Source organism: Haemophilus sp. HMSC066A11 (assembly GCF_001811665.1).
GTDB lineage: Bacteria > Pseudomonadota > Gammaproteobacteria > Enterobacterales > Pasteurellaceae > Haemophilus > Haemophilus influenzae.
Window position 1 is genome coordinate 256308 of sequence record NZ_KV805866.1, and the last position, 22098, is coordinate 278405.

Annotated in this window: 14 protein-coding genes; 10 read left to right on the forward strand and 4 right to left on the reverse strand. The window is 38.1% G+C overall.

From position 1 onward, the window contains the following. Position 1 precedes the first annotated feature (1 nt). From HMPREF2813_RS04215 to HMPREF2813_RS04235, 5 genes are all read left to right on the forward strand, one after another. Entirely contained in the window at positions 2-2737 is a 2736-nt protein-coding gene (locus tag HMPREF2813_RS04215; RefSeq protein ID WP_014550975.1) for a lactoferrin/transferrin family TonB-dependent receptor, read from the forward strand. Between the two features lie 191 nt (positions 2738-2928). Continuing rightward, positions 2929-4293 (forward strand): chromosomal replication initiator protein DnaA, encoded by a 1365-nt coding sequence (dnaA, locus tag HMPREF2813_RS04220; protein ID WP_014550976.1) that lies wholly within the window; start codon positions 2929-2931, stop codon positions 4291-4293. A gap of 12 nt (positions 4294-4305) precedes the next feature. Then, positions 4306-5406 (forward strand): DNA polymerase III subunit beta, encoded by a 1101-nt coding sequence (gene dnaN, locus HMPREF2813_RS04225; RefSeq protein ID WP_014550977.1) that lies wholly within the window; start codon positions 4306-4308, stop codon positions 5404-5406. A gap of 1 nt (position 5407) precedes the next feature. Continuing rightward, the gene (gene recF, locus HMPREF2813_RS04230) at positions 5408-6487 is read left to right on the forward strand and encodes a DNA replication/repair protein RecF (RefSeq protein WP_014550978.1); all 1080 of its coding nucleotides are present in this window, start codon (positions 5408-5410) and stop codon (positions 6485-6487) included. A gap of 225 nt (positions 6488-6712) precedes the next feature. Then, entirely contained in the window at positions 6713-12136 is a 5424-nt protein-coding gene (locus HMPREF2813_RS04235; RefSeq protein WP_070646985.1) for a S6 family peptidase, read from the forward strand. A gap of 113 nt (positions 12137-12249) precedes the next feature. Here HMPREF2813_RS04235 and leuD read toward each other — a convergent pair whose 3' ends face one another. The 4 genes from leuD to leuA all read right to left on the reverse strand — a co-directional run bounded on the left by leuD (position 12250) and on the right by leuA (position 17171). Continuing rightward, positions 12250-12852 (reverse strand): 3-isopropylmalate dehydratase small subunit, encoded by a 603-nt coding sequence (gene leuD, locus HMPREF2813_RS04240; RefSeq protein WP_005669693.1) that lies wholly within the window; start codon positions 12850-12852, stop codon positions 12250-12252. Between the two features lie 24 nt (positions 12853-12876). Then, positions 12877-14286: a 3-isopropylmalate dehydratase large subunit gene (leuC, locus tag HMPREF2813_RS04245; protein WP_014550980.1), complete on the reverse strand. Its 1410-nt coding sequence runs from the start codon at positions 14284-14286 to the stop codon at positions 12877-12879. A gap of 175 nt (positions 14287-14461) precedes the next feature. Further along, positions 14462-15538 carry a 3-isopropylmalate dehydrogenase gene (leuB, locus tag HMPREF2813_RS04250; RefSeq protein WP_014550981.1) on the reverse strand — a complete coding sequence of 359 codons (1077 nt, stop codon included), beginning with the start codon at positions 15536-15538 and terminating at the stop codon, positions 14462-14464. Between the two features lie 85 nt (positions 15539-15623). Then, positions 15624-17171, reverse strand: a complete 1548-nt coding sequence (gene leuA / locus HMPREF2813_RS04255; protein ID WP_070646987.1) for a 2-isopropylmalate synthase — start codon at positions 17169-17171, stop codon at positions 15624-15626. A 543-nt stretch (positions 17172-17714) separates the two neighbouring features. Here leuA and dprA point away from each other — a divergent pair. From dprA to smpB, 5 genes are all read left to right on the forward strand, one after another. After that, complete coding sequence (gene dprA, locus HMPREF2813_RS04260; protein ID WP_014550983.1) at positions 17715-18836, forward strand: DNA-processing protein DprA; 1122 nt, start codon at positions 17715-17717, stop codon at positions 18834-18836. 52 nt (positions 18837-18888) lie between these two features. Beyond that, positions 18889-19665: a peroxide stress protein YaaA gene (gene yaaA, locus HMPREF2813_RS04265; protein ID WP_005651588.1), complete on the forward strand. Its 777-nt coding sequence runs from the start codon at positions 18889-18891 to the stop codon at positions 19663-19665. Further along, positions 19658-20239, forward strand: a complete 582-nt coding sequence (locus HMPREF2813_RS04270) for a hypothetical protein (RefSeq protein WP_005686250.1) — start codon at positions 19658-19660, stop codon at positions 20237-20239. Before yaaA ends, HMPREF2813_RS04270 begins: the two co-directional genes overlap by 8 nt. A 95-nt stretch (positions 20240-20334) precedes the next feature. Beyond that, on the forward strand, positions 20335-21300 hold the full coding sequence (gene pfkA, locus HMPREF2813_RS04275; protein WP_014550984.1) for a 6-phosphofructokinase: 966 nt from the start codon (positions 20335-20337) through the stop codon (positions 21298-21300). Between the two features lie 243 nt (positions 21301-21543). Beyond that, positions 21544-22029 (forward strand): SsrA-binding protein SmpB, encoded by a 486-nt coding sequence (gene smpB, locus HMPREF2813_RS04280; RefSeq protein ID WP_005647965.1) that lies wholly within the window; start codon positions 21544-21546, stop codon positions 22027-22029. Positions 22030-22098: the final 69 nt, after the last annotated feature.

The window sequence follows — 22098 nt, forward strand, 5'->3', positions numbered from 1 at the left end:
AATGACTAAAAAACCCTATTTTCGCCTAAGTATTATTTCTTGTCTTTTAATTTCATGCTATGTAAAAGCAGAAACTCAAAGTATAAAAGATACAAAAGAAGCTATATCATCTGAAGTGGACACTCAAAGTACAGAAGATTCAGAATTAGAAACTATCTCAGTCACTGCAGAAAAAGTAAGAGATCGTAAAGATAATGAAGTAACTGGACTTGGCAAAATTATAAAAACGAGTGAAAGTATCAGCCGAGAACAAGTATTAAATATTCGTGATCTAACACGCTATGATCCAGGGATTTCAGTTGTAGAACAAGGTCGCGGTGCAAGTTCTGGATATTCTATTCGTGGTATGGACAGAAATAGAGTTGCTTTATTGGTAGATGGTTTACCTCAAACGCAATCTTATGTAGTGCAAAGCCCTTTAGTTGCTCGTTCAGGATATTCTGGCACTGGTGCAATTAATGAAATTGAATATGAAAATGTAAAGGCCGTCGAAATAAGCAAGGGGGGCAGTTCTTCTGAGTATGGAAATGGAGCACTAGCTGGTTCTGTAACATTTCAAAGCAAATCAGCAGCCGATATCTTAGAAGGAGACAAATCATGGGGAATTCAAACTAAAAATGCTTATTCAAGCAAAAATAAAGGCTTTACCCATTCTTTAGCTGTAGCAGGAAAACAAGGGGGATTTGAAGGGCTAGCCATTTACACTCAACGAAATTCAATTGAAACCCAAGTCCATAAAGATGCATTAAAAGGCGTGCAAAGTTATGATCGCTTAATCGCCACAACAGATGGATCTGCAGGATACTTTGTGATGCAAGATGAGTGTCCAAAGGGTGATGACACGTGTGTAGCCAAGCCACCTGCGAAGTTATCCTCCCAAAGCGAAACCGTAAGCGTTTCAGATTATACGGGGGCTAACCGTATCAAACCTAATCCAATGAAATATGAAAGCCAGTCTTGGTTTTTAAGAGGAGGGTATCATTTTTCTGAACAACATTATATTGGTGGTATTTTTGAATTCACACAACAAAAATTTGATATCCGTGATATGACATTTCCCGCTTATTTAAGCCCAACAGAAAGACGGGATGATAGCAGTCGTTCTTTTTATCCAATGCAAGATCATGGTGCATATCAACATATTGAGGATGGCCGAGGCGTTAAATATGCAAGTGGGCTTTATTTCGATGAACACCATAGAAAACAGCGTGTAGGTATTGAATATATTTACGAAAATAAGAACAAAGCGGGAATCATTGACAAAGCAGTGTTAAGTGCTAATCAACAAAACATCATACTTGACAGTTATATGCGACATACGCATTGCAGTCTTTATCCTAATCCAAGTAAGAATTGCCGCCCAACACTTGATAAACCTTATTCATACTATCGTTCTGATAGAAATGTTTATAAAGAAAAACATAATATGTTGCAATTGAATTTAGAGAAAAAAATTCAACAAAATTGGCTTACTCATCAAATTGCCTTCAATCTTGGTTTTGATGACTTTACTTCAGCGCTTCAGCATAAAGATTATTTAACTCGACGTGTTATCGCTACGGCAAATAGTATTTCAGGGACAGTTGCTGGTAAACGAAGAAATGGTTACGAAAAACAACCTTACTTATACTCAACACCAAAAGTAGATTTTGTAGGACAAGATCATTGTAATTATAAAGGTAGCTCCTCTAATTACAGCGACTGTAAAGTGCGGTTAATTAAAGGGAAAAATTATTATTTCGCAGCACGCAATAATATGGCATTAGGGAAATACATTGATTTAGGTTTAGGTATTCGGTATGACGTATCTCGTACAAAAGCTAATGAATCAACTATTAGTGTTGGTAAATTTAAAAATTTCTCTTGGAATACTGGTATTGTCATAAAACCAACGGAATGGCTTGATCTTTCTTATCGCCTTTCTACTGGATTTAGAAATCCTAGTTTTGCTGAAATGTATGGTTGGCGGTATGGTGGCAAGGATACCGATGTTTATATAGGTAAATTTAAACCTGAAACATCTCGTAACCAAGAGTTTGGTCTCGCTCTAAAAGGGGATTTTGGTAATATTGAGATCAGTCATTTTAGTAATGCTTATCGAAATCTTATCGCCTTTGCTGAAGAACTTAGTAAAAATGGAACTACTGGAAAGGGCAATTATGGATATCATAATGCACAAAATGCAAAATTAGTTGGCGTAAATATAACTGCACAATTAGATTTTAATGGTTTATGGAAACGTATTCCCTACGGTTGGTATGCAACATTTGCTTATAACCGAGTAAAAGTTAAAGATCAAAAAATCAATGCTGGTTTGGCCTCCGTAAGCAGTTATTTATTTGATGCCATTCAGCCCAGCCGTTATATCATTGGTTTAGGCTATGATCATCCAAGTAATACTTGGGGAATTAATACAATGTTTACTCAATCAAAAGCAAAATCTCAAAATGAATTGCTAGGAAAACGTGCATTGGGTAACAATTCAAGGAATGTAAAATCAACAAGAAAACTTACTCGGGCATGGCATATCTTAGATGTATCGGGTTATTACATGGTGAATAGAAGTATTTTGTTCCGATTAGGAGTATATAATTTATTAAACTATCGCTATGTTACTTGGGAAGCGGTGCGTCAAACAGCACAAGGTGCGGTCAATCAACATCAAAATATTGGTAACTATACTCGCTACGCAGCATCAGGACGAAACTATACCTTAACATTAGAAATGAAATTCTAAATTAAAATGCGCCAGATGGACTAGATATGCTATATCTATACCTTACTGGCGCATCTTTTTCTGTTCTATAATCTGCTTAAGTGAAAAACCAAACTTGGATTTTTTACAAGATCTTTTCACGCATTTATTGTAAAATCTCCGACAATTTTTACCGCACTTTTCTCTATTACAAAAACAATAAGGATCCTTTTGTGACTCTCTCAAATCTTTGGCAAAGTTGCCTGTTACAACTTCAAGATCAAGTTTCAGCCAGCGATCTTAGCACTTGGCTTCGTCCTTTACAGGCTGATGTAGTATCAAATAACCACATTGTTTTATATGCTTCTAATATGTTTGTGAAAGGTTGGGTGGAAACCCATTATCTCGCACAAATCCAGCAAATTTGTCAGACACTTGCACAAAATCCTGAACTGCGTATTTCTTTAAAAGAAGGGGTTAAACCTGCACCCAAGATAGTGGAAAGTACACCAAATACAACACTTAGATCAGAAAGTGCGGTAGATTTTCAAACAGAATCTAGTACTTCAGTAAAATTTGAATCTCATCTCAATACTAAACACTTATTTGATAACTTTGTTGAAGGTAAGTCGAACCAACTGGCACGCGCAGTCGGTCAAAAACTTGCTCAAGCACCGGGCGAACCATCAGCCAATCCTTTCTTTTTATATGGCGGCACTGGTTTAGGGAAAACTCACTTGTTACACGCCATTGGCAACGGCATTTTAGCCAATAAACCGAATGCACGTGTGCTTTATATTCACGCCAACAACTTTATGCAACATATGGTAAAAGCAGTGCGTGATAATAAAATGGATCAGTTCAAAAAATTCTATCGTTCTCTCGATGCGCTTTTAGTGGATGACATTCAATTTTTCGCTGAAAAAGAAAAAACTCAAGAAGAATTCTTCCATATTTTCAATAGCTTGTTTGAAACAGGTCGCCAAATTATCTTAACTTCGGATCGTTATCCTAAAGAAATTGAAAAAATTGAAGAACGTTTAAAATCACGTTTTGGCTGGGGCTTAACTACAGCCATTGAGCCGCCCGATCTTGAAACTCGCGTAGCGATTTTATTGAAAAAGGCGGAAGAACATAATATGAACTTGCCAGAAGAAGTTGCTTTCTTCATTGCTCAACGCTTGCGTACCAACGTGCGTGAACTTGAGGGTGCATTAAATCGAGTAAAAGCAATGCAAGACTTCAAAGGCGGTGACATTGATATTGATTTCGTGCGTGATACCTTAAAAGATATTTTGGCTCTGCAAGAACGCTTGGTTACTATTGAAAATATTCAAAAAGTGGTAGCTGAATATTATCGAATTAAGGTTTCAGATTTAAAATCAAAAAGTCGCGCACGTTCAGTCACTCGCCCTCGCCAAATTGCAATGGCATTAGCAAAAGAATTAACAAACCGCAGTTTGCCTGAAATCGGTCGTGCATTTGATCGTGATCACACGACCGTATTAAACGCTTGCCGCGAAGTACCTAAATTTCGCGAGCAAGACAATAGCATTCAAGAAGATTGGGCGAATTTAATCCGCACTTTGTCCGCATAAAAGGAGAACGCAATGCAATTTAGCATTTCAAGAGAAAATTTATTAAAACCGTTGCAACAAGTATGTGGCGTATTGAGTAATCGCCCAAATATTCCTGTATTAAACAACGTATTGTTGCAAATTGAAGACAATCGTCTGACTATCACTGGTACAGATTTAGAAGTCGAATTATCGAGTCAAACTCAGCTTTCATCGTCTTCTGAAAATGGCACTTTTACCATTCCAGCAAAAAAATTCTTAGATATTTGCCGCACTTTATCTGATGATTCAGAAATCACGGTGACTTTTGAACAAGATCGTGCTTTAGTGCAGTCTGGGCGTAGCCGTTTTACGCTGACAACCCAACCTGCCGAAGAATATCCAAACCTCACAGATTGGCAGTCTGAAGTGGATTTTCAACTACCGCAAAATACCTTACGCCGTTTAATTGAATCCACTCAATTTTCTATGGCAAACCAAGATGCACGCTATTTCTTAAATGGTATGAAATTTGAAACAGAGGGCAATTTATTGCGAACGGTGGCAACAGACGGTCATAGACTTGCGGTGTGTACTATCTCACTTGAACAAGAATTACAAAATCATTCTGTGATTTTACCGCGTAAAGGCGTGTTAGAACTTGTTCGTTTATTAGAAACAAACGATGAACCAGCACGTTTACAAATTGGCACGAACAATTTACGTGTCCATTTAAAAAACACGGTATTTACATCAAAATTAATTGATGGTCGCTTTCCTGACTATCGCCGAGTATTGCCTCGTAATGCCACAAAAATTGTCGAAGGCAGTTGGGAAATGCTGAAACAGGCTTTTGTTCGTGCGTCCATTTTATCTAATGAACGAGCGCGCAGCGTGCGTTTAAGCTTAAAGGAAAACCAGCTTAAAATTACTGCCTCAAACACAGAACACGAAGAAGCAGAAGAAATTGTCGATGTCAATTACAATGGCGAAGAATTAGAAGTGGGCTTTAATGTCACCTATATTCTTGATGTGCTGAATGCACTTAAATGTAATCAAGTACGAATGCGCTTAACTGATGCGTTCTCCAGCTGCTTAATTGAAAACTGTGAAGACAGCAGCAGCGAATATGTCATTATGCCAATGCGTTTATAATATGGCGATTTCTCGTTTACTGGTCGAAAAGTTTCGTAACTTAACAGCAGTGGATCTTGATTTTGATCCCTGCTTTAACTTTTTAATCGGCAACAACGGCAGCGGAAAAACCAGCTTATTAGAAGCCATTTTTTATCTTGGTCACGGACGTTCATTTAAAAGTGCGGTCACAAATCGCATCATTTCTTACGACGAACCGCACTTTACCCTATTTGGACAAATCCAAGAAAGCCAACATCAATGGTCTGTCGGCTTACAAAAACTGCGTCAAGGCAACACCTTAGTAAAAATTAACGGCGAAGATGGCAATAAAATTTCCGATCTTGCCCATCTTCTGCCAATGCAATTAATCACGCCAGAGGGCTTAACCTTACTCAACGGCGGGCCAAGTTATCGCCGAGCGTTTTTAGATTGGGGATTATTCCACCACCAAACAAGTTTCTATTCCGCTTGGAGCAATCTCAACCGATTACTTAAACAACGAAATGCCGCACTCGCACAAAATCAGCCTTACTCTGCCATAAAAATTTGGGACGTTGAACTTGCCAAACTTGCCCACCAAGTAAGTCAATGGCGTGCCGAATATGCAGAAGCTCTCCGCCCTGAAATTGAACAAACTTGCCAACTTTTTCTGCCTGAATTAGAAATTAATGTCAGCTTTCATCAAGGGTGGGAAAAAAATGCTGATTATTATGAAATTCTTCAACAAAATTTTGAACGGGATCGTGCCTTAAATTACACCTTTTCTGGCCCCCAAAAAGCGGATTTTCGTTTCAAAGCACAAGGATTGCCAGTGGAAGATGTGCTTTCTCGTGGACAGCTTAAACTTTTAATGTGTGTATTAAGACTAGCGCAGGGCGAGCATTTAATGAAAGAAAAGCAACGCCATTGTATTTTTTTAATCGATGATTTTGCCTCGGAATTAGATCAATACAAACGTGCCTTGTTGGCAGAACGATTACAACAAAGCGGTTCGCAAGTATTTGTTACCGCCATCACTCAAAGACAACTAAAAGAAATACAAGTGGAAAACAAAAAAATGTTTTCTGTCCATAATGGCATCATTAACGCCTTAAATTAACCAAAAGTGCGGTAAAAAATACGCCAATTTTTTAAAAAATATCAAAAATCATTATCATTACCTAATAAATGTAATTCAAGTTTTGAGCGATTTATGCTATAAAACCCACTCATTATAAAAATGAAGACAACTTGCAAACTATCAACGCACACAGCCAAGATTTGAATCAACTTGTAGCTGTATATCAAATCTACTTTTTAAACTTAATTAATAAGGGCAGCTTCTATGCTAAATAAAAAATTCAAACTCAATTTTATTGCGCTTACTGTCGCCTACGCATTAACCCCTTATACAGAAGCCGCGTTAGTGAGAGACGATGTGGATTATCAAATATTTCGTGATTTTGCAGAGAATAAAGGGAAGTTTTCTGTTGGTGCAACAAATGTGGAAGTGAGAAAAAAAGATAACCAATCTTTAGGCAATGCTTTACCTGATGGCATTCCGATGATTGATTTTAGTGTGGTGGATGTAGATAAGAGAATTGCCACGTTGGTAAATCCACAATATGTAGTAGGTGTAAAACACGTTGGTAACGGCGTGAGTGAACTACATTTCGGGAACTTAAATGGCAATATGAATAATGGCAATGCCAAGGTACACCGAGATGTATCCTCTGAAGAAAACCGATATAACACCGTTGAAAAAAATGATTTTCCTACCGAGAATGCAAAGCCTTTCACAACAAAAGAAGAACAAGATGCTCAAAAACGTCGTGAAGATTATTATATGCCTCGCCTTGATAAATTTGTTACCGAAGTTGCACCAATAGAGGCTTCAACTGATAGTAGTAAAGCGGGTACATATAACAATAAAGAGAAATATCCTGCCTTTGTAAGACTTGGTAGTGGTACTCAATTTATTTATGAAAAAAATGGCTCTTATGATGACCGATGGGTAATATCTGGTAGAGAGCAACGTGTTCACTATTCTAATCTTAAATTAGTCGGTAAAGCCTACACCTATGGTATTGCAGGTACGCCTTATACAGTTAACCACGTAAATGATGGGTTAGTTGGCTTTGGCGACTCAAATCAAAAACATATTGATCCTAAAGAAATATTATCTCAAGATCCACTTACCAATTACGCTGTTTTAGGTGACAGTGGTTCCCCATTGTTTGTATATGATAAAGAAAAAAGTAAATGGCTTTTTCTTGGTGCTTATGATTACTGGGGAGGGTATTACAAAAAATCTTGGCAAGAATGGAATATTTATAAACCTGACTTTGCTAAAACTGTTTATAGCAGAGATACTGCAGGTTCATTGACCAATCTTAATACAGAATATAATTGGAAACTTATAAATAAAAAATCAAGTGTCATTTCTAATAGTTCTGAAACGTTGGATGTTGATTTATCTGATGGAAAAAATACTAATCATGGCAAAAATGTTACGTTTAATGGAAGTGGAACAATTACCTTAAACAATGATATTGATCAAGGTGCTGGCGGATTATTTTTTGAAGGTGATTATGAAGTTAAAGGCATTTCAGATAATACTACTTGGAAAGGAGCTGGTGTATCTGTCGAAAAAGGAAATACCGTTGTATGGAAAGTGCATAATCCTCAATATGATCGATTAGCTAAAATTGGTGAAGGTACTTTAGTTGTACAAGGAAAAGGAGAAAACAAAGGGCAACTTAAAGTAGGGGATGGAAAAGTTATCCTAAAACAAGAGGCTGATTCATCGGGAAAAGTTAAAGCTTTCTCTATGCTTGGAATTGTAAGCGGTCGCCCAACTGTTGTTCTCACAGATGAAAAACAAGTAGCTCCTAGCTCTATTTACTTTGGATTTAGAGGTGGTCGATTAGACTTAAACGGTAATTCTCTAACCTTTGATCACATCAGAAATATTGATGATGGGGCAAGAATAGTAAATCACAATACCAGCAAAACCTCTACGGTAACAATTACTGGGGATAATTTGATTACGGATCCAAACCAAATTAATCTAATACATACAATAGAAGCACAAGATGAAGACGACCCATTACGAATTCGTCGTATACCATATGGTAAACAACTCTATTTAAATTCGGATAACTATACTTATTATACTTTAAGAAAAGGTGCTAGTACTAGTTCAGAATTTCCTCGAAACAGAGGAGAAAGCAATGATAGTTGGCTATATATGGGAATGTCTAAAGCAGACGCTCAAAAAAATGTAATGAACCATATCAACAACGAGCGTATGAATGGCTTTAACGGTTATTTTGGCGAGGAAGAAAATAAGAATAAAAACGGTAAATTAAATGTTACTTTTAATGGCAAAACCGAGCAAAATCGCTTTTTATTAACAGGCGGAACAAACCTTAATGGCGATTTAAATGTTGAAAAAGGCACATTATTCCTTTCCGGTAGACCAACACCACACGCAAGAGATATTGCAGGTATTTCTTCGACAAATAAAGATCCTCACTTTACTGAAAATAATGAAGTTGTGGTAGAAGATGACTGGATTAGCCGCACTTTTAAAGCAACCACAATGAAAGTGAGTGGCACCGCCACCCTTTATTCAGGACGCAATGTTGCAAATATTACTTCTAATATCACCGCCTCTAATAAAGCACAAGTTCATATCGGCTATAAAGCAGGCGACACAGTTTGTGTACGTTCTGACTATACGGGCTATGTGACTTGCACTAACGATCCTTTATCCGAAAAAGCCCTTAATAGTTTTAAACCTACTAATCTACGCGGCAATGTAAATTTATCAGATAATGCAAACTTTACCTTAGGCAAAGCCAATTTGCATGGCTCAATTCAGGCAGGTGGAAACAGCCAAGTACGTTTAACCGAAAATAGCCATTGGTATTTAACAGAAAATAGTGATGTTCATCAATTAGATCTAGCAAATGGGCATATTCATTTAAATGCACAAAACGATGCAAATAAAGTAACTACATATAACACACTGACTGTGAATAGCTTATCAGGTAACGGTTCTTTCTATTATTTAACTGATCTTGCCAATAAACAAGGCGACAAAGTTGTTGTAACCAAATCCGCCACAGGTAACTTTACATTACAAGTAGCAGATAAAACAGGCGAACCTACAAAAAATGAACTCACGCTTTTTGATGCTTCAACAGTTGCTGAAAGAAGTAATTTAAAAGTGACATTAGCAAATGGCAGTGTTGATATTGGTGCTTGGAAATATACGTTGAAAGAAACTGATGGACGTTACGATTTGTATAATCCAAAGGTAGAAAGAAGAAATCAAATTGTCGATACGCCAAGTATTACAATGCCTAATAATATGCAAGCTGATGCACCTAGCGTATCAAATTACAGTGAAGAAATAGCTCGTGTTGATGAAGCACCAGCTCTACCACCAGCACCACCTGCACCTGCTACTGGATCAGCAATGGCAAACGAGCAACCAGAAACTCGTCCTGCAGAAACCACTCAACCAGCGATGGAAGAGGCAAATACTGCTAACTCAACGGAAACTGCTCCAAAATCTGATACCGCAACACAATCTGATACTTCCAATTCAGAAAGTGTTCCATCAGAGACAACTGAAAAAGTGGCTGAAAATAATCCGCAAGAAAATGAAACAGTAGCGAGAAACGAGCAAGAAGCAGCCGAAACAACACCTCAAAATGGAGAAGTTGGAGAAGTTGCAAAAGAAGCTAAACCAACCGTAGAAACTAACACTCAAACGACTGAAACTGCTCGCCAGCCTGAAATAAATTCTACTGAAGAAACAGCAGTGAAAAATGATCTGACACGCAGTGAACCAAAGAGCAGACCTAGAAGAAGTATTAGCTCGTCTTCTAATAATATAAATCCAGCAGGAACAGAAGAAACGGCTAAAGTAGAAACAGAGGAAACTCAAAAAGCACCTCAAATGGCTTCTCAAGTGTCTCCGAAACAAGCAGAGCCTGTTCCTGAAAAAGTTCCAACTGATACAAATGCAAAAGAAGCTCAACCGCAAACACAACCGACAACTGTTGCTGCGGCAGAGGCAACTTTGCCAAACAGTAAACCAGCGGAAGAAACTCAACCAAATGAAAAAACTAACGATGAACCTGTAACATCTGTATCACAAAATCAACCAGAAAAAACTGTTTCTCAATCAACAAAAGATAAGGTTGTTGTAGAAAGAGAGGAAAAAGCTACAGTAGAAAAAGAGAAAACTCAAGAAGCACCTCAAATGGCTTCTCAAGCGTCTCCGAAACAGGAACAGTCTGAAACTGTTCAACCGCAAGCAGAGCTTGAAAGTGAAAAGGTTCCGACTGTTGAGAATGCAGAAGAAGTTCAAGCTCAACTGCAAACACAACCAAGTGCAACAGTAAGCACTGAACAACCTGCGAAAGAGACTAGCTCAAATGTTGAACAACCTGCACCAGAGAATTCAATAAATACTGGCTCTGCAACCGCAATGACAGAAACTGCTGAAAAATCCGATAAACCACAAATGGAAACTGTGACCGAAAATGATCGTCAGCCTGAAGCTAATACTGTTGCGGATAATTCTGTAGCAAATAATTCAGAAAGCAGTGAGTCAAAGAGTAGACGTAGAAGAAGTGTTAGCCAGCCTAAAGAGACTTCTACTGAAGAAACAACAGTAACTTCTACTGACAAAACAACAGTAGCTGATAATTCAAAAAGCAGTAAGCCAAATCGTAGACATAGAAGAAGTGTTAGCCAGCCTCAAGAGACTTCTACTGAAAAAACAACAGTAGCTGATAATTCAAAACGCAGTAAACCGAAGCGTAGATCTAGAAGGGATGTTAGCTCGGCTCCACATAATGTCGAACCATTACGCAATCTCACAAGTACAAACACCAATGCGGTACTTTCTAATGCAATGGCAAAAGCACAATTTGTTGCATTAAATGTAGGGAAAGCCGTTTCTCAACATATTAGCCAGTTAGAAATGAATAACGAGGGGCAATATAACGTTTGGGTATCTAATACTTCAATGAACAAAAATTATTCCTCAAGTCAATATCGTCGTTTTAGTTCTAAAAGTGCGCAAACTCAACTTGGTTGGGATCAAACAATCTCAAGCAATGTTCAGTTAGGTGGTGTGTTTACTTATGTTCGCAATAGTAACAACTTTGATAAGGCAAGCAGTAAAAATACCTTAGCACAAGCAAATCTCTATTCTAAATATTATATGGATAATCATTGGTATTTAGCGGTGGATTTAGGCTATGGTAATTTCCAAAGCAACTTACAAACTAATCATAATGCGAAATTTGCTCGCCATACTGCACAATTTGGTTTAACCGCAGGCAAAGCATTTAATCTTGGCAATTTTGCTGTTAAACCAACTGTAGGGGTTCGTTATAGTTACTTATCAAACGCTAATTTTGCATTAGATCAAGCTCGCATTAAAGTAAATCCAATATCTGTCAAAACAGCCTTTGCTCAAGTTGATTTAAGTTATACTTATCACTTAGGCGAGTTTGCCATTACGCCAATTTTGTCTGCTCGATATGATGCAAATCAAGGCAATGGCAAAATTAATGTAAATGGATATGATTTTGCTTACAACGTGGAAAACCAACAGCAATATAACGCAGGGCTTAAATTGAAATATCATAATGTGAAATTAAGTCTAATCGGTGGATTAACAAAAGCAAAACAAGCGGAAAAACAAAAAACAGCGGAAGTGAAACTAAGTTTTAGTTTTTAATAAGCCTGTTTGAATTAGCGTTATAGACGACAAAGCCCTGTGTATTACAGGGCTTTATTTTTGAATGAAATTCAGTGATTAAGTGCGGTGAAAAATCAGCTCATTTTTTATTTTTAACGTAAAAACGCTGGAATATTTTTTTCGTATGCTGAGATTTTGTCTTCGTGCTGCAAGGTTAAGCCGATATTGTCCAATCCGTTTAACAAACAATGACGGCGGAATTCATCCAGTTCAAAGTGATAAACTTTATCCCCTACAGTGACCGTCATCGCTTCTAAATCTACGTGGATTTGTTTGCCATCATTTGCCCATACCCATTGGAAGATTTCTTCTACTTCTTCTTCGCTTAAACGAATCGGTAACATGTGGTTGTTTAAGCTGTTGTTATAGAAAATATCTGCAAAACTTGGGGCGATCATTACTTTAAAGCCGTAGTCTGCTAATGCCCAAGGGGCGTGTTCACGAGAAGAACCACAGCCAAGATTTTTACGCGCCAACAAAATTGTTGCACCTTGATATTGCGGATAATTTAAGACAAATTCTGGATTTGGCTTGGTGCCGTCCACATCAAGATAACGCCATTCGTGGAATAAGTGTTTGCCGAAACCTACGCGGGTAATGGCTTGTAAAAATTGTTTTGGAATAATTGCATCGGTATCTACATTTGCCGCATCCAATGGTACGACTAAGCCTGAAAGTTGTTTAAATCCTGCCATTTTTCTTTTTCCTCTTATTGAGCCTTAATTTAATGCCACTTCACGAATATCAACAAATTTACCGAACATTCCTGCCGCCGCTGCCATTGCAGGACTTACTAAATGGGTACGTCCATTACGACCTTGACGCCCCTCAAAGTTACGGTTTGACGTTGAAGCGCAGCGTTCCCATTCGCCTAAACGGTCGTCGTTCATTCCTAAGCACATTGAACAACCTGGATTACGCCATTCTGCACCTGCGGCAATAAAGATTTTATCCAAGCCCTCTTTTTCCGCTTGTTCTTTCACTAAGCCAGAACCTGGTACCACTAAAATACGTTTTACGTTATCCGCTTTTTTACGACCTTTCATCACTGCCGCTGCTGCGCGTAAATCTTCAATACGTGAGTTGGTGCAAGATCCAATAAACACTTGATCAACTTTAACCTCTTTTAAATTAGTGCCAGCTTCCAAGCCAATATAATGTAAGGCTTTTTCTGCCGAAGCACGTTGTACAGGATCTGCCATTTCTTGCGGATTTGGTATAGTTTCATTCACAGAAATTACCTGCCCTGGGTTTGTCCCCCAAGTGACTTGTGGTGCGATGTCTTTTGCTTCTAGCGTTACCACAGTGTCAAATTGTGCATCATCGTCAGATTTTAAGGTTTTCCAATAAGCTACGGCATCATCCCAATCTTTGCCTTTCGGCGCGTGTGGACGATCTTTCAAATATGCAAATGTGGTTTCATCTGGCGCAATCAAGCCTGCTTTTGCACCCATTTCAATTGCCATATTACAGACGGTCATACGCCCCTCCATAGAAAGGTCTTGGATCGCTTCGCCACAAAATTCCACAACGTGTCCTGTACCGCCTGCCATCGTAGTTTTGCCGATAATGGCAAGAATAATATCTTTTGCCGTAATACCTGATGCGACTTTACCACGCACTTCAATTTTCATACTTTTTGCGCGAGCCTGTTTTAAAGTTTGAGTGGCTAATACGTGCTCTACTTCAGAAGTACCAATACCAAAAGCCAAGGCACCAAATGCACCGTGCGTTGCGGTGTGTGAATCGCCACAAACAATTGTCATACCCGGTAAGGTTAAACCTTGTTCTGGCCCCATAACGTGTACAATACCTTGCTCTTTGGTTGTTATATCAAATAATTTAATGCCTGTTGCTTTGGTATTTTTATCCAGTTCTAACACTTGAATTTTAGCCTGACCTTCAAGTTTATTGACATCTCGTACTTGAGTAGAAATGCTGTGATCCATTGTGCCAAAAGTTTTGTTTACTTGGCGTACTTGGCGATTTGCGACGCGTAACCCATCAAAAGCCTGCGGACTAGTTACTTCGTGAATCAAATGACGGTTAATATACAAAATTGGCGTTTCGCCCTCTGCTTCATACACAATGTGTGAATCAAATAATTTTTCGTAAAGTGTTTTTACCATAATATTTTTCTCTATTCGTTAAGGGAAGTGCGGTTAAAATTCGACGTGTTTTTCAACCGCACTTTAAATACTTTGTCCCCCTGTTTATTGGGGATATTTCTAAATAACTAAGGGTGGGAGATTGCCCCCTTCCGCCCTTCGGGCACCTTCCCCCGTAAACGGAGGAAGGCAAGTCTTAAATTGCTTGTGCAATCAATGTACCCATTTCTGAAGTAGAAACTGGTGTGGAATCATCGGCTAAATCGGCGGTGCGATGTCCATTTGCCAAGACTTTTTGAACCGCACTTTCAATAGCATCTGCTGCTTCATTTAAGTTGAAGCTGTAACGCAACATCATCGCGGCAGAAAGAATTTGTGCGATTGGGTTGGCAATGCCTTTGCCTGCAATATCAGGGGCAGAACCACCAGCAGGCTCGTATAAACCAAAACCTTCTTCGTTGAGGCTTGCAGATGGCAACATTCCCATAGAACCTGTGATCATAGCCGCTTCGTCAGAAATAATATCGCCGAAAATGTTAGAGCAAAGTAAAACATCAAAAGATTCTGGTGCCTTGATTAATTGCATTGTGGCGTTATCGATATAGATATGCTCTAAAGTCACTTCAGGATAGTCTTTTGCTATTTCTGTCACAGTTTCACGCCATAAAATAGAAGACTGTAATACGTTCGCTTTATCTACAGAAGTGACTTTTTTATTGCGTTTCATTGCTGCCTCAAAAGCCGCACGTGCAATGCGTTCGATTTCATATTTGTAATACACTTCCGTATCAAATGCTTTGGTTTGTGAGCTTTCGCCTTCACGCCCTTTAGGCTGACCGAAATAAATTCCGCCCGTTAATTCACGCACCACCACCATATCAAAACCTTTTGCGGCAATATCTGCACGTAATGGACAGAATTTTTCCAAGCCTTTATAAAGAGTTGCAAGACGAAGATTACAGAATAATTTGAAATGTTTACGCAAAGGCAATAATGCACCGCGTTCTGGCTGTTGATCTGGTGGTAAATTTGTCCATTTAGGGCCGCCCACAGAGCCAAACAAAATGGCATCCGCTTCATCACAGCCTTTTAAGGTTTCTGCTGGTAATGGATAACCGCAATGATCAATGGCAGCACCGCCGACAAAAAACTCGTTAAAGTTAAGTTTAAAACCAAATTTTTCTTGAACTTTGTTTAATACTTTAATGGCTTCAGCCATTACTTCGGGGCCGATACCATCGCCTGCTAATACTGCTATATTGTATGATTGCATATTATTTTTCCTATTTTTTACTGCAAAAGTGCGGTTAGTTTTTTCGTATTTTTCCCCTCTTTGCGAAAAAGGGGAACTCGATAGATTAATGCTGTTTATGATTCTTAATATCTGCCACTTTATGCGCTCGATAAATGGCATTGATGGCGTGGACTAAAGCAAGTGCGGAAGATTCAACAATATCTGTTGCTAAACCAACACCATGGAATTTACGCCCTTTGTGTTCCACCACAATATCCACTTGCCCTAATGCTTCTGCACCCTCGCCTTTAGCGGTTAAGTTATAGTGAGACATTTTAATTTCTAAACCCGTTAAATTTAAGATGGCGTTATAAACCGCATCTACTGGGCCATTGCCACCAATTGACGAAGTGCTTAATTTTTCGCCATCTAATTTCAATTGAACAAAGGCTGTGGCTGGATATTCTTTCGTTGAATGCGCAGAAAGTTTATCTAATACCAAACGATCTTCATCCCCTTGTTGCATATCGATAAACGCCAATGCTTCCAAATCATAATCAAACACTTGACCTTTTTTATCCGCCAATTTTAAGAACGTGTCATACAATTTATCCAAATCATAATCTTGTTCGTTATAGCCCATATCCGTCATATGACCTTTCACAGCCGCGCGACCAGAACGGGCAGTTAAATTCAATTTTTCTTTTTTTAAGCCAATAGTTTCTGGAGACATAATTTCGTAGGTATTTTTGTTTTTCAACATACCATCTTGATGGATACCAGAAGAATGGGCAAAAGCATTTGAACCCACAATGGCTTTATTCGGTTGAATCGGCATATTGCAAAGTTGGCTAACCATTTGGCTGACACGATGAATTTCTTGGGTATTGATACGAGTATCCACGCCCATAAAATCCTGACGAACTTTCATTGCCATGACTACTTCTTCAAGGGAAGTATTGCCCGCACGTTCCCCAATTCCATTAATGGTACATTCAATTTGACGCGCACCATTTTGTACAGCCGTTAAAGAATTAGCCGTTGCCATACCTAAGTCATTATGACAATGCACAGAAATCACAGCTTTGTCGATATTCGGCACGCGATTACGCACTTGAGCAATAATATTGCCGTATTCATTTGGTAAGCAAAAACCAACGGTATCTGGAATGTTTACTGTAGTTGCACCTGCATTGATTGCGGCTTCAACAATACGACAGATATTATCAATGCCTGTACGCCCCGCATCTTCGCAAGAAAACTCAACATCATCCGTATAATTACGTGCGCGTTTCACTGCTGCAACAGCCATTCCTACCACATCATCAAAAGAACGTTTTAATTTCGCTTCAACATGTAATGCCGAGCTTGCAATAAAAGTATGAATACGAAATGCTTCAGCGACTTTCAATGCTTGGTATGCGGCATCAATGTCTCTATCTACGGCTCGAGATAACGCGGCAACACGAGCGTTTTTGATATGGCGCGCAATGGTTTGTACCGATTCAAAATCCCCTTGAGAAGAAACGGGAAACCCCACTTCCATTACATCCACGCCTAAGCGTTCAAGTGCTAAAGCGATCTGTAATTTTTCTTTTACCGTCAAACTTGCTTTTAACGCCTGTTCCCCATCACGCAAAGTCGTATCAAAAATAATAACGCGATCTGTCATAACAATTTCCTTACTAAAAATTCCTCTAAAATCACTCCAAAAGTGCGGTGCGTTTTTCATGTATTTTTTAGACAAAAAACCCGCAACTTATAAAGTGCGGGTTTAAAATTGGGTATTTACATCTGACTGTTTTTTATCCACAACTTAGCCGCACGCAAAATGTGAGAGCAGCAGGTTGAGAGATAAAGAAACAATACGAGACATAAATAAAAATCCTTCTGTGTAAAACGTTTTCCATATTACGAATAAAAAACTGGCTGTCAAACTATTTTTTGGCATTTTATATTAAAAATAAACCTACTTACACTTCATAAAATATACATTTAACTAATAAATTTAATAAAATTAGCATATTTAACCAATACCATCTTAATCAACAAATTTTTCTTATTGGATTTTTTATATTTTCAAAATAAGAAAAATTTTGCAATTTTTTATTCATTAAAAAGAATTTTTGCGATCTGCATCGCAAAATGCTTTTAAATTAATCGTTTCTCTCCCTCGTTTTTTCCATACTAGATTTTCAAATAAAAAGGAAAAAATATGAATGACATTACCTACACATTACTCCGTTTAATGCAAGTGCCTAAACTTGGCGGCATTGGCATTGATAAAATTTTGTCCAATATTACCTTAAATGAATTACTTAATTATGATGATGTTGCTTTCCGACAAATGGGATGGGGAGCCATTCAAATTCGCCGTTGGTTCAAACCTGAAGCAAAATTTATTGAGCCAGCACTTGTGTGGTCACAAAAAGAGGGAAATCATTTAGTAAATTATTTTTCCCCTTTTTATCCCTTTTTATTGAAACAAACCGCAAACTTTCCGCCACTATTATTTGTAAAAGGAAATTTAACCGCACTTTCACAACGCCAAATGGCAATGGTTGGGAGCCGTTATTGCACGACTTATGGAGAATATTGGGCAAAACATTTTGCAACAGAACTTTCATTAGCGGGTTTTACCATAACAAGCGGTTTAGCATTAGGAATTGATGGTCATTGTCATCAGGCTGTCGTCAATATTCAAGGGCAAACTATTGCGGTCTTAGGCAGTGGATTAGAACAAATCTATCCCTCTAAACATCAAAGATTATCAGCACAAATCATCGAAAATAATGGGGCATTAGTCTCTGAATTTTTACCTAACCAAGCACCTATTGCTGCTAATTTTCCACGCCGTAATCGGATTATTAGTGGGCTTTCAGTCGGCACGCTTGTTGTTGAAGCCACCGAAAAAAGTGGATCACTTATTACTGCACGGTATGCGTTGGAACAAAACCGAGAGGTTTTTGCTGTGCCAGGCAATATTCAAAATGAATCAAGTCAAGGTTGTCATCGCCTGATTAAACAAGGCGCAATGTTGGTAGAAAATGCAAAGGACATTTTGGAAACGCTCTACCAACATTCTATCCATAGCCAAACTGAAATCGATTTTGACCAGATCGCCGTGCCTAATTACACGCCACCACCTGATCCTCGCCGATTAGTAGAAGCACCAAGCCACCCGAAACTTTATTCGCGTATTGGTTACACGCCAGTGAGCATTGATGATTTAGCGGAAGAATTTAATTTAAGCGTCGATGTTTTGCTTGTTCAGTTGCTCGATCTTGAGTTGCAAGATCTCATCATGAGTGAAAATGGGTTATATAAACGCGTTTAGTGTAAATTTTTATGCTAAGATACGCCCATTCTTTTTTCATAAAAGGACGATTATGTTAGCGATTATCTCCCCTGCCAAAACTCTTGATTTTGAAAGTGCGGTAAAAAATTTTCCTGTTTCTCAACCGCACTTTACCGATTACAGCGAACAACTTATTGAAGTTTGTCGTAAACTTTCTCCACAAGATCTTTCATCGCTTATGTCTATCAGCGATAAGTTGGCTGGTTTAAATGCTGCACGCTTTGCAGAATGGACAAAAATTCACAATGAAAACAATTCCCGCCCTGCACTCTTTGCATTTAAAGGCGATGTTTATACGGGTTTAGATGCTGATTCCCTTTCGGAAGATGATGTCATTTTTGCGCAATCCCATTTACGTATGCTGTCTGGGCTTTATGGGCTTTTAAAACCACTTGATTTAATGCAACCTTACCGATTAGAAATGGGGACAAAATTAGCCAATCCGAAAGGAAAAGATCTGTATGCCTTTTGGGGAAATGTGATCACCCAAGCAGTTCAACAAGCTATTGATGCACAAGGCGATAATGTGTTAGTCAATCTAGCCTCTGACGAATATTATAAATCTGTTAAAGAAAGCCAAATTAACGCTAAAATTATTAAGCCAGTTTTCTTAGATAATAAAAATGGCAAATACAAAGTAATCAGCTTTTATGCTAAAAAAGCGCGAGGCTTAATGTGTCGCTATATTATTCAACATCATTTAACTGAAATTGAACAGTTAAAAGAATTTGATTTAGGTGGTTATTGGTTTGATTCAGCATCCTCCACTGAAACTGAATTTGTCTTTAAGCGAGATATTAATGAATAAAATTTTTGTTATTTTGACCGCACTTATACTTTCAGGCTGTGCAACTAAGCTGACGCAATTAAATGTACCTACGCAGTTAGAACATAATGGAAAACATTATGTACTTACTAGCAGCCAAGATTTAGGAACCATTGCACGCTATGTGTATATTGCTAAACCAGATACGCTGGAAAATTGGCAATCTGAAATTGAAATTCTCTTTGATCGCAATCAATCCGAACGTTCTATTAAAGAACGTATTGCATTAAGAGAACGCATTTATCGCAATACAGGCGTAAAAGATTTCCATTTCGATGCTATTCTAGAAAATTCGACCAATCCAAATGAATTAAATGGATATGTTATCTATTCTCCAACAAAAGAAAATCCATCTTGGCAAGTCAATGTGATGAAAGGACGACAATTGTCCCAATGTGGCTTTGTGCAATTTCAATATTCGCAGAAAATACAGCAACCAACGCATTCTAAACATTTATCTGTCAATAAAGTACAACGACATTTGCAAAAATACATTGTGGATATAGAAAGAAAGCATTTACAAAATTTGAAATGGCAACTATTTTGTGAAAAATAATGTAGATCAAAATCTCGTCAAATTTTGCTAGAGCAGATTCTTTGAATGATGTAATCTTATGCCCATTTTCAATTATGGTTAAAAGTAGGTAAATTATGATTAAAAAAATTGCAGTTTTAACAAGTGGTGGCGATGCGCCTGGTATGAATGCCGCAATTCGTGGCGTAGTACGTTCTGCACTTGCAGAAGGCTTAGAAGTATTTGGTATCTATGACGGTTATCAAGGTTTATACAATAATAAAATCAAACAATTAAATCGCTATAGCGTATCTGATGTGATTAATCGTGGCGGTACTTTTTTAGGCTCTGCACGTTTTCCTGAATTTAAAGATCCTAATATTCGGGCAAAATGTGCGGAAATTTTACGTTCTCACGGCATTGATGCACTTGTGGTTATCGGTGGTGACGGTTCTTATATGGGGGCAAAATTATTAACCGAAGAACACAGTTTCCCTTGTGTTGGCTTACCCGGTACTATTGATAATGATGTGGCAGGTACTGACTATACCATCGGTTATCAAACCGCATTACAAACTGCAGTGGATGCAATCGACCGTTTACGTGATACATCAAGCTCACACCAACGTATTTCTATCGTTGAAATTATGGGTCGCCACTGTAGTGACTTAACCATTTCTGCGGGCATTGCTGGCGGTTGTGAATATATCGTCGCATCAGAAATTGAATTTAATCGCGAAGAATTAATTCAACAAATTGAACGTAGCATTATTCGCAGTAAACGCCATGCAATTATTGCAATCACTGAACTTTTAACCGATGTTCATTCTCTGGCAAAAGAAATTGAAGCTCGCGTAGGCCACGAAACTCGCGCAACCGTTTTAGGGCATATTCAACGTGGTGGTTCTCCTTGTGCTTTTGACCGTATTCTTGCCTCACGTATGGGCGCATACGCAGTAGATTTATTGCTACAAGGCAAGGGCGGCTATTGCGTAGGTATCCAAAATGAACAACTCGTTCATCACGATATTATTGATGCCATTAATAATATGCAGCGTGTATTTAAGGCTGATTGGCTTAAAGTGGCAAAACGTTTGGAATAATCCTTTATTCACTATATAAATCGCTAAAACTTAATTCATCTTTTATCTTTCTCAAACAGACACAACAATGTGTCTGTTTTTTCTTAAAAAGTGCGGTCAGTTTTTCTCTTATTTTCTACAAATCATTTATTTTTAAAGATTGAAAATAAATGCGACTGCCAGTTCTAGTTCTATCTAGATGATCTTTTTGCTATCAAAATAGAGATCCGATAAAATGCCTCAGGCAAAATAAGGGATAAAATTATGACAAAGAAAAAAGTAAAACCCAATTCAAATACTATCGCACTGAATAAACGTGCAAGACACGATTATTTTATTGAAGATGAAATTGAAGCAGGTCTTGAATTACAAGGCTGGGAAGTTAAATCTATGCGCGCAGGCAAGGCAAATATTAGTGATAGTTATGTTATTTTTAAAAATGGCGAAGCCTTTTTATTCGGTGCAAGCATTCAGCCATTAAATGTTGCATCAACGCATATTGTTTGTGATCCAACTCGCACTCGTAAGTTATTGTTAAATAAACGCGAATTAGCATCCCTATTTGGCAAAGCAAACCGAGACGGTTTTACCATAGTTGCACTTTCTCTTTACTGGAAAAGTGCGTGGGCAAAAGTCAAAATTGGTTTAGCCAAAGGTAAAAAACAACAGGATAAACGTGATGATATTAAAGAACGTGAATGGAAAGTAACAAAAGATCGCATTATGAAAAATGCACATCGAAGATCTTAAATTGTAATAATAAATTAGCCCCAAATTACTTGGGGCTAATTTTTAAAATAGAATGAAAAACATTCAATC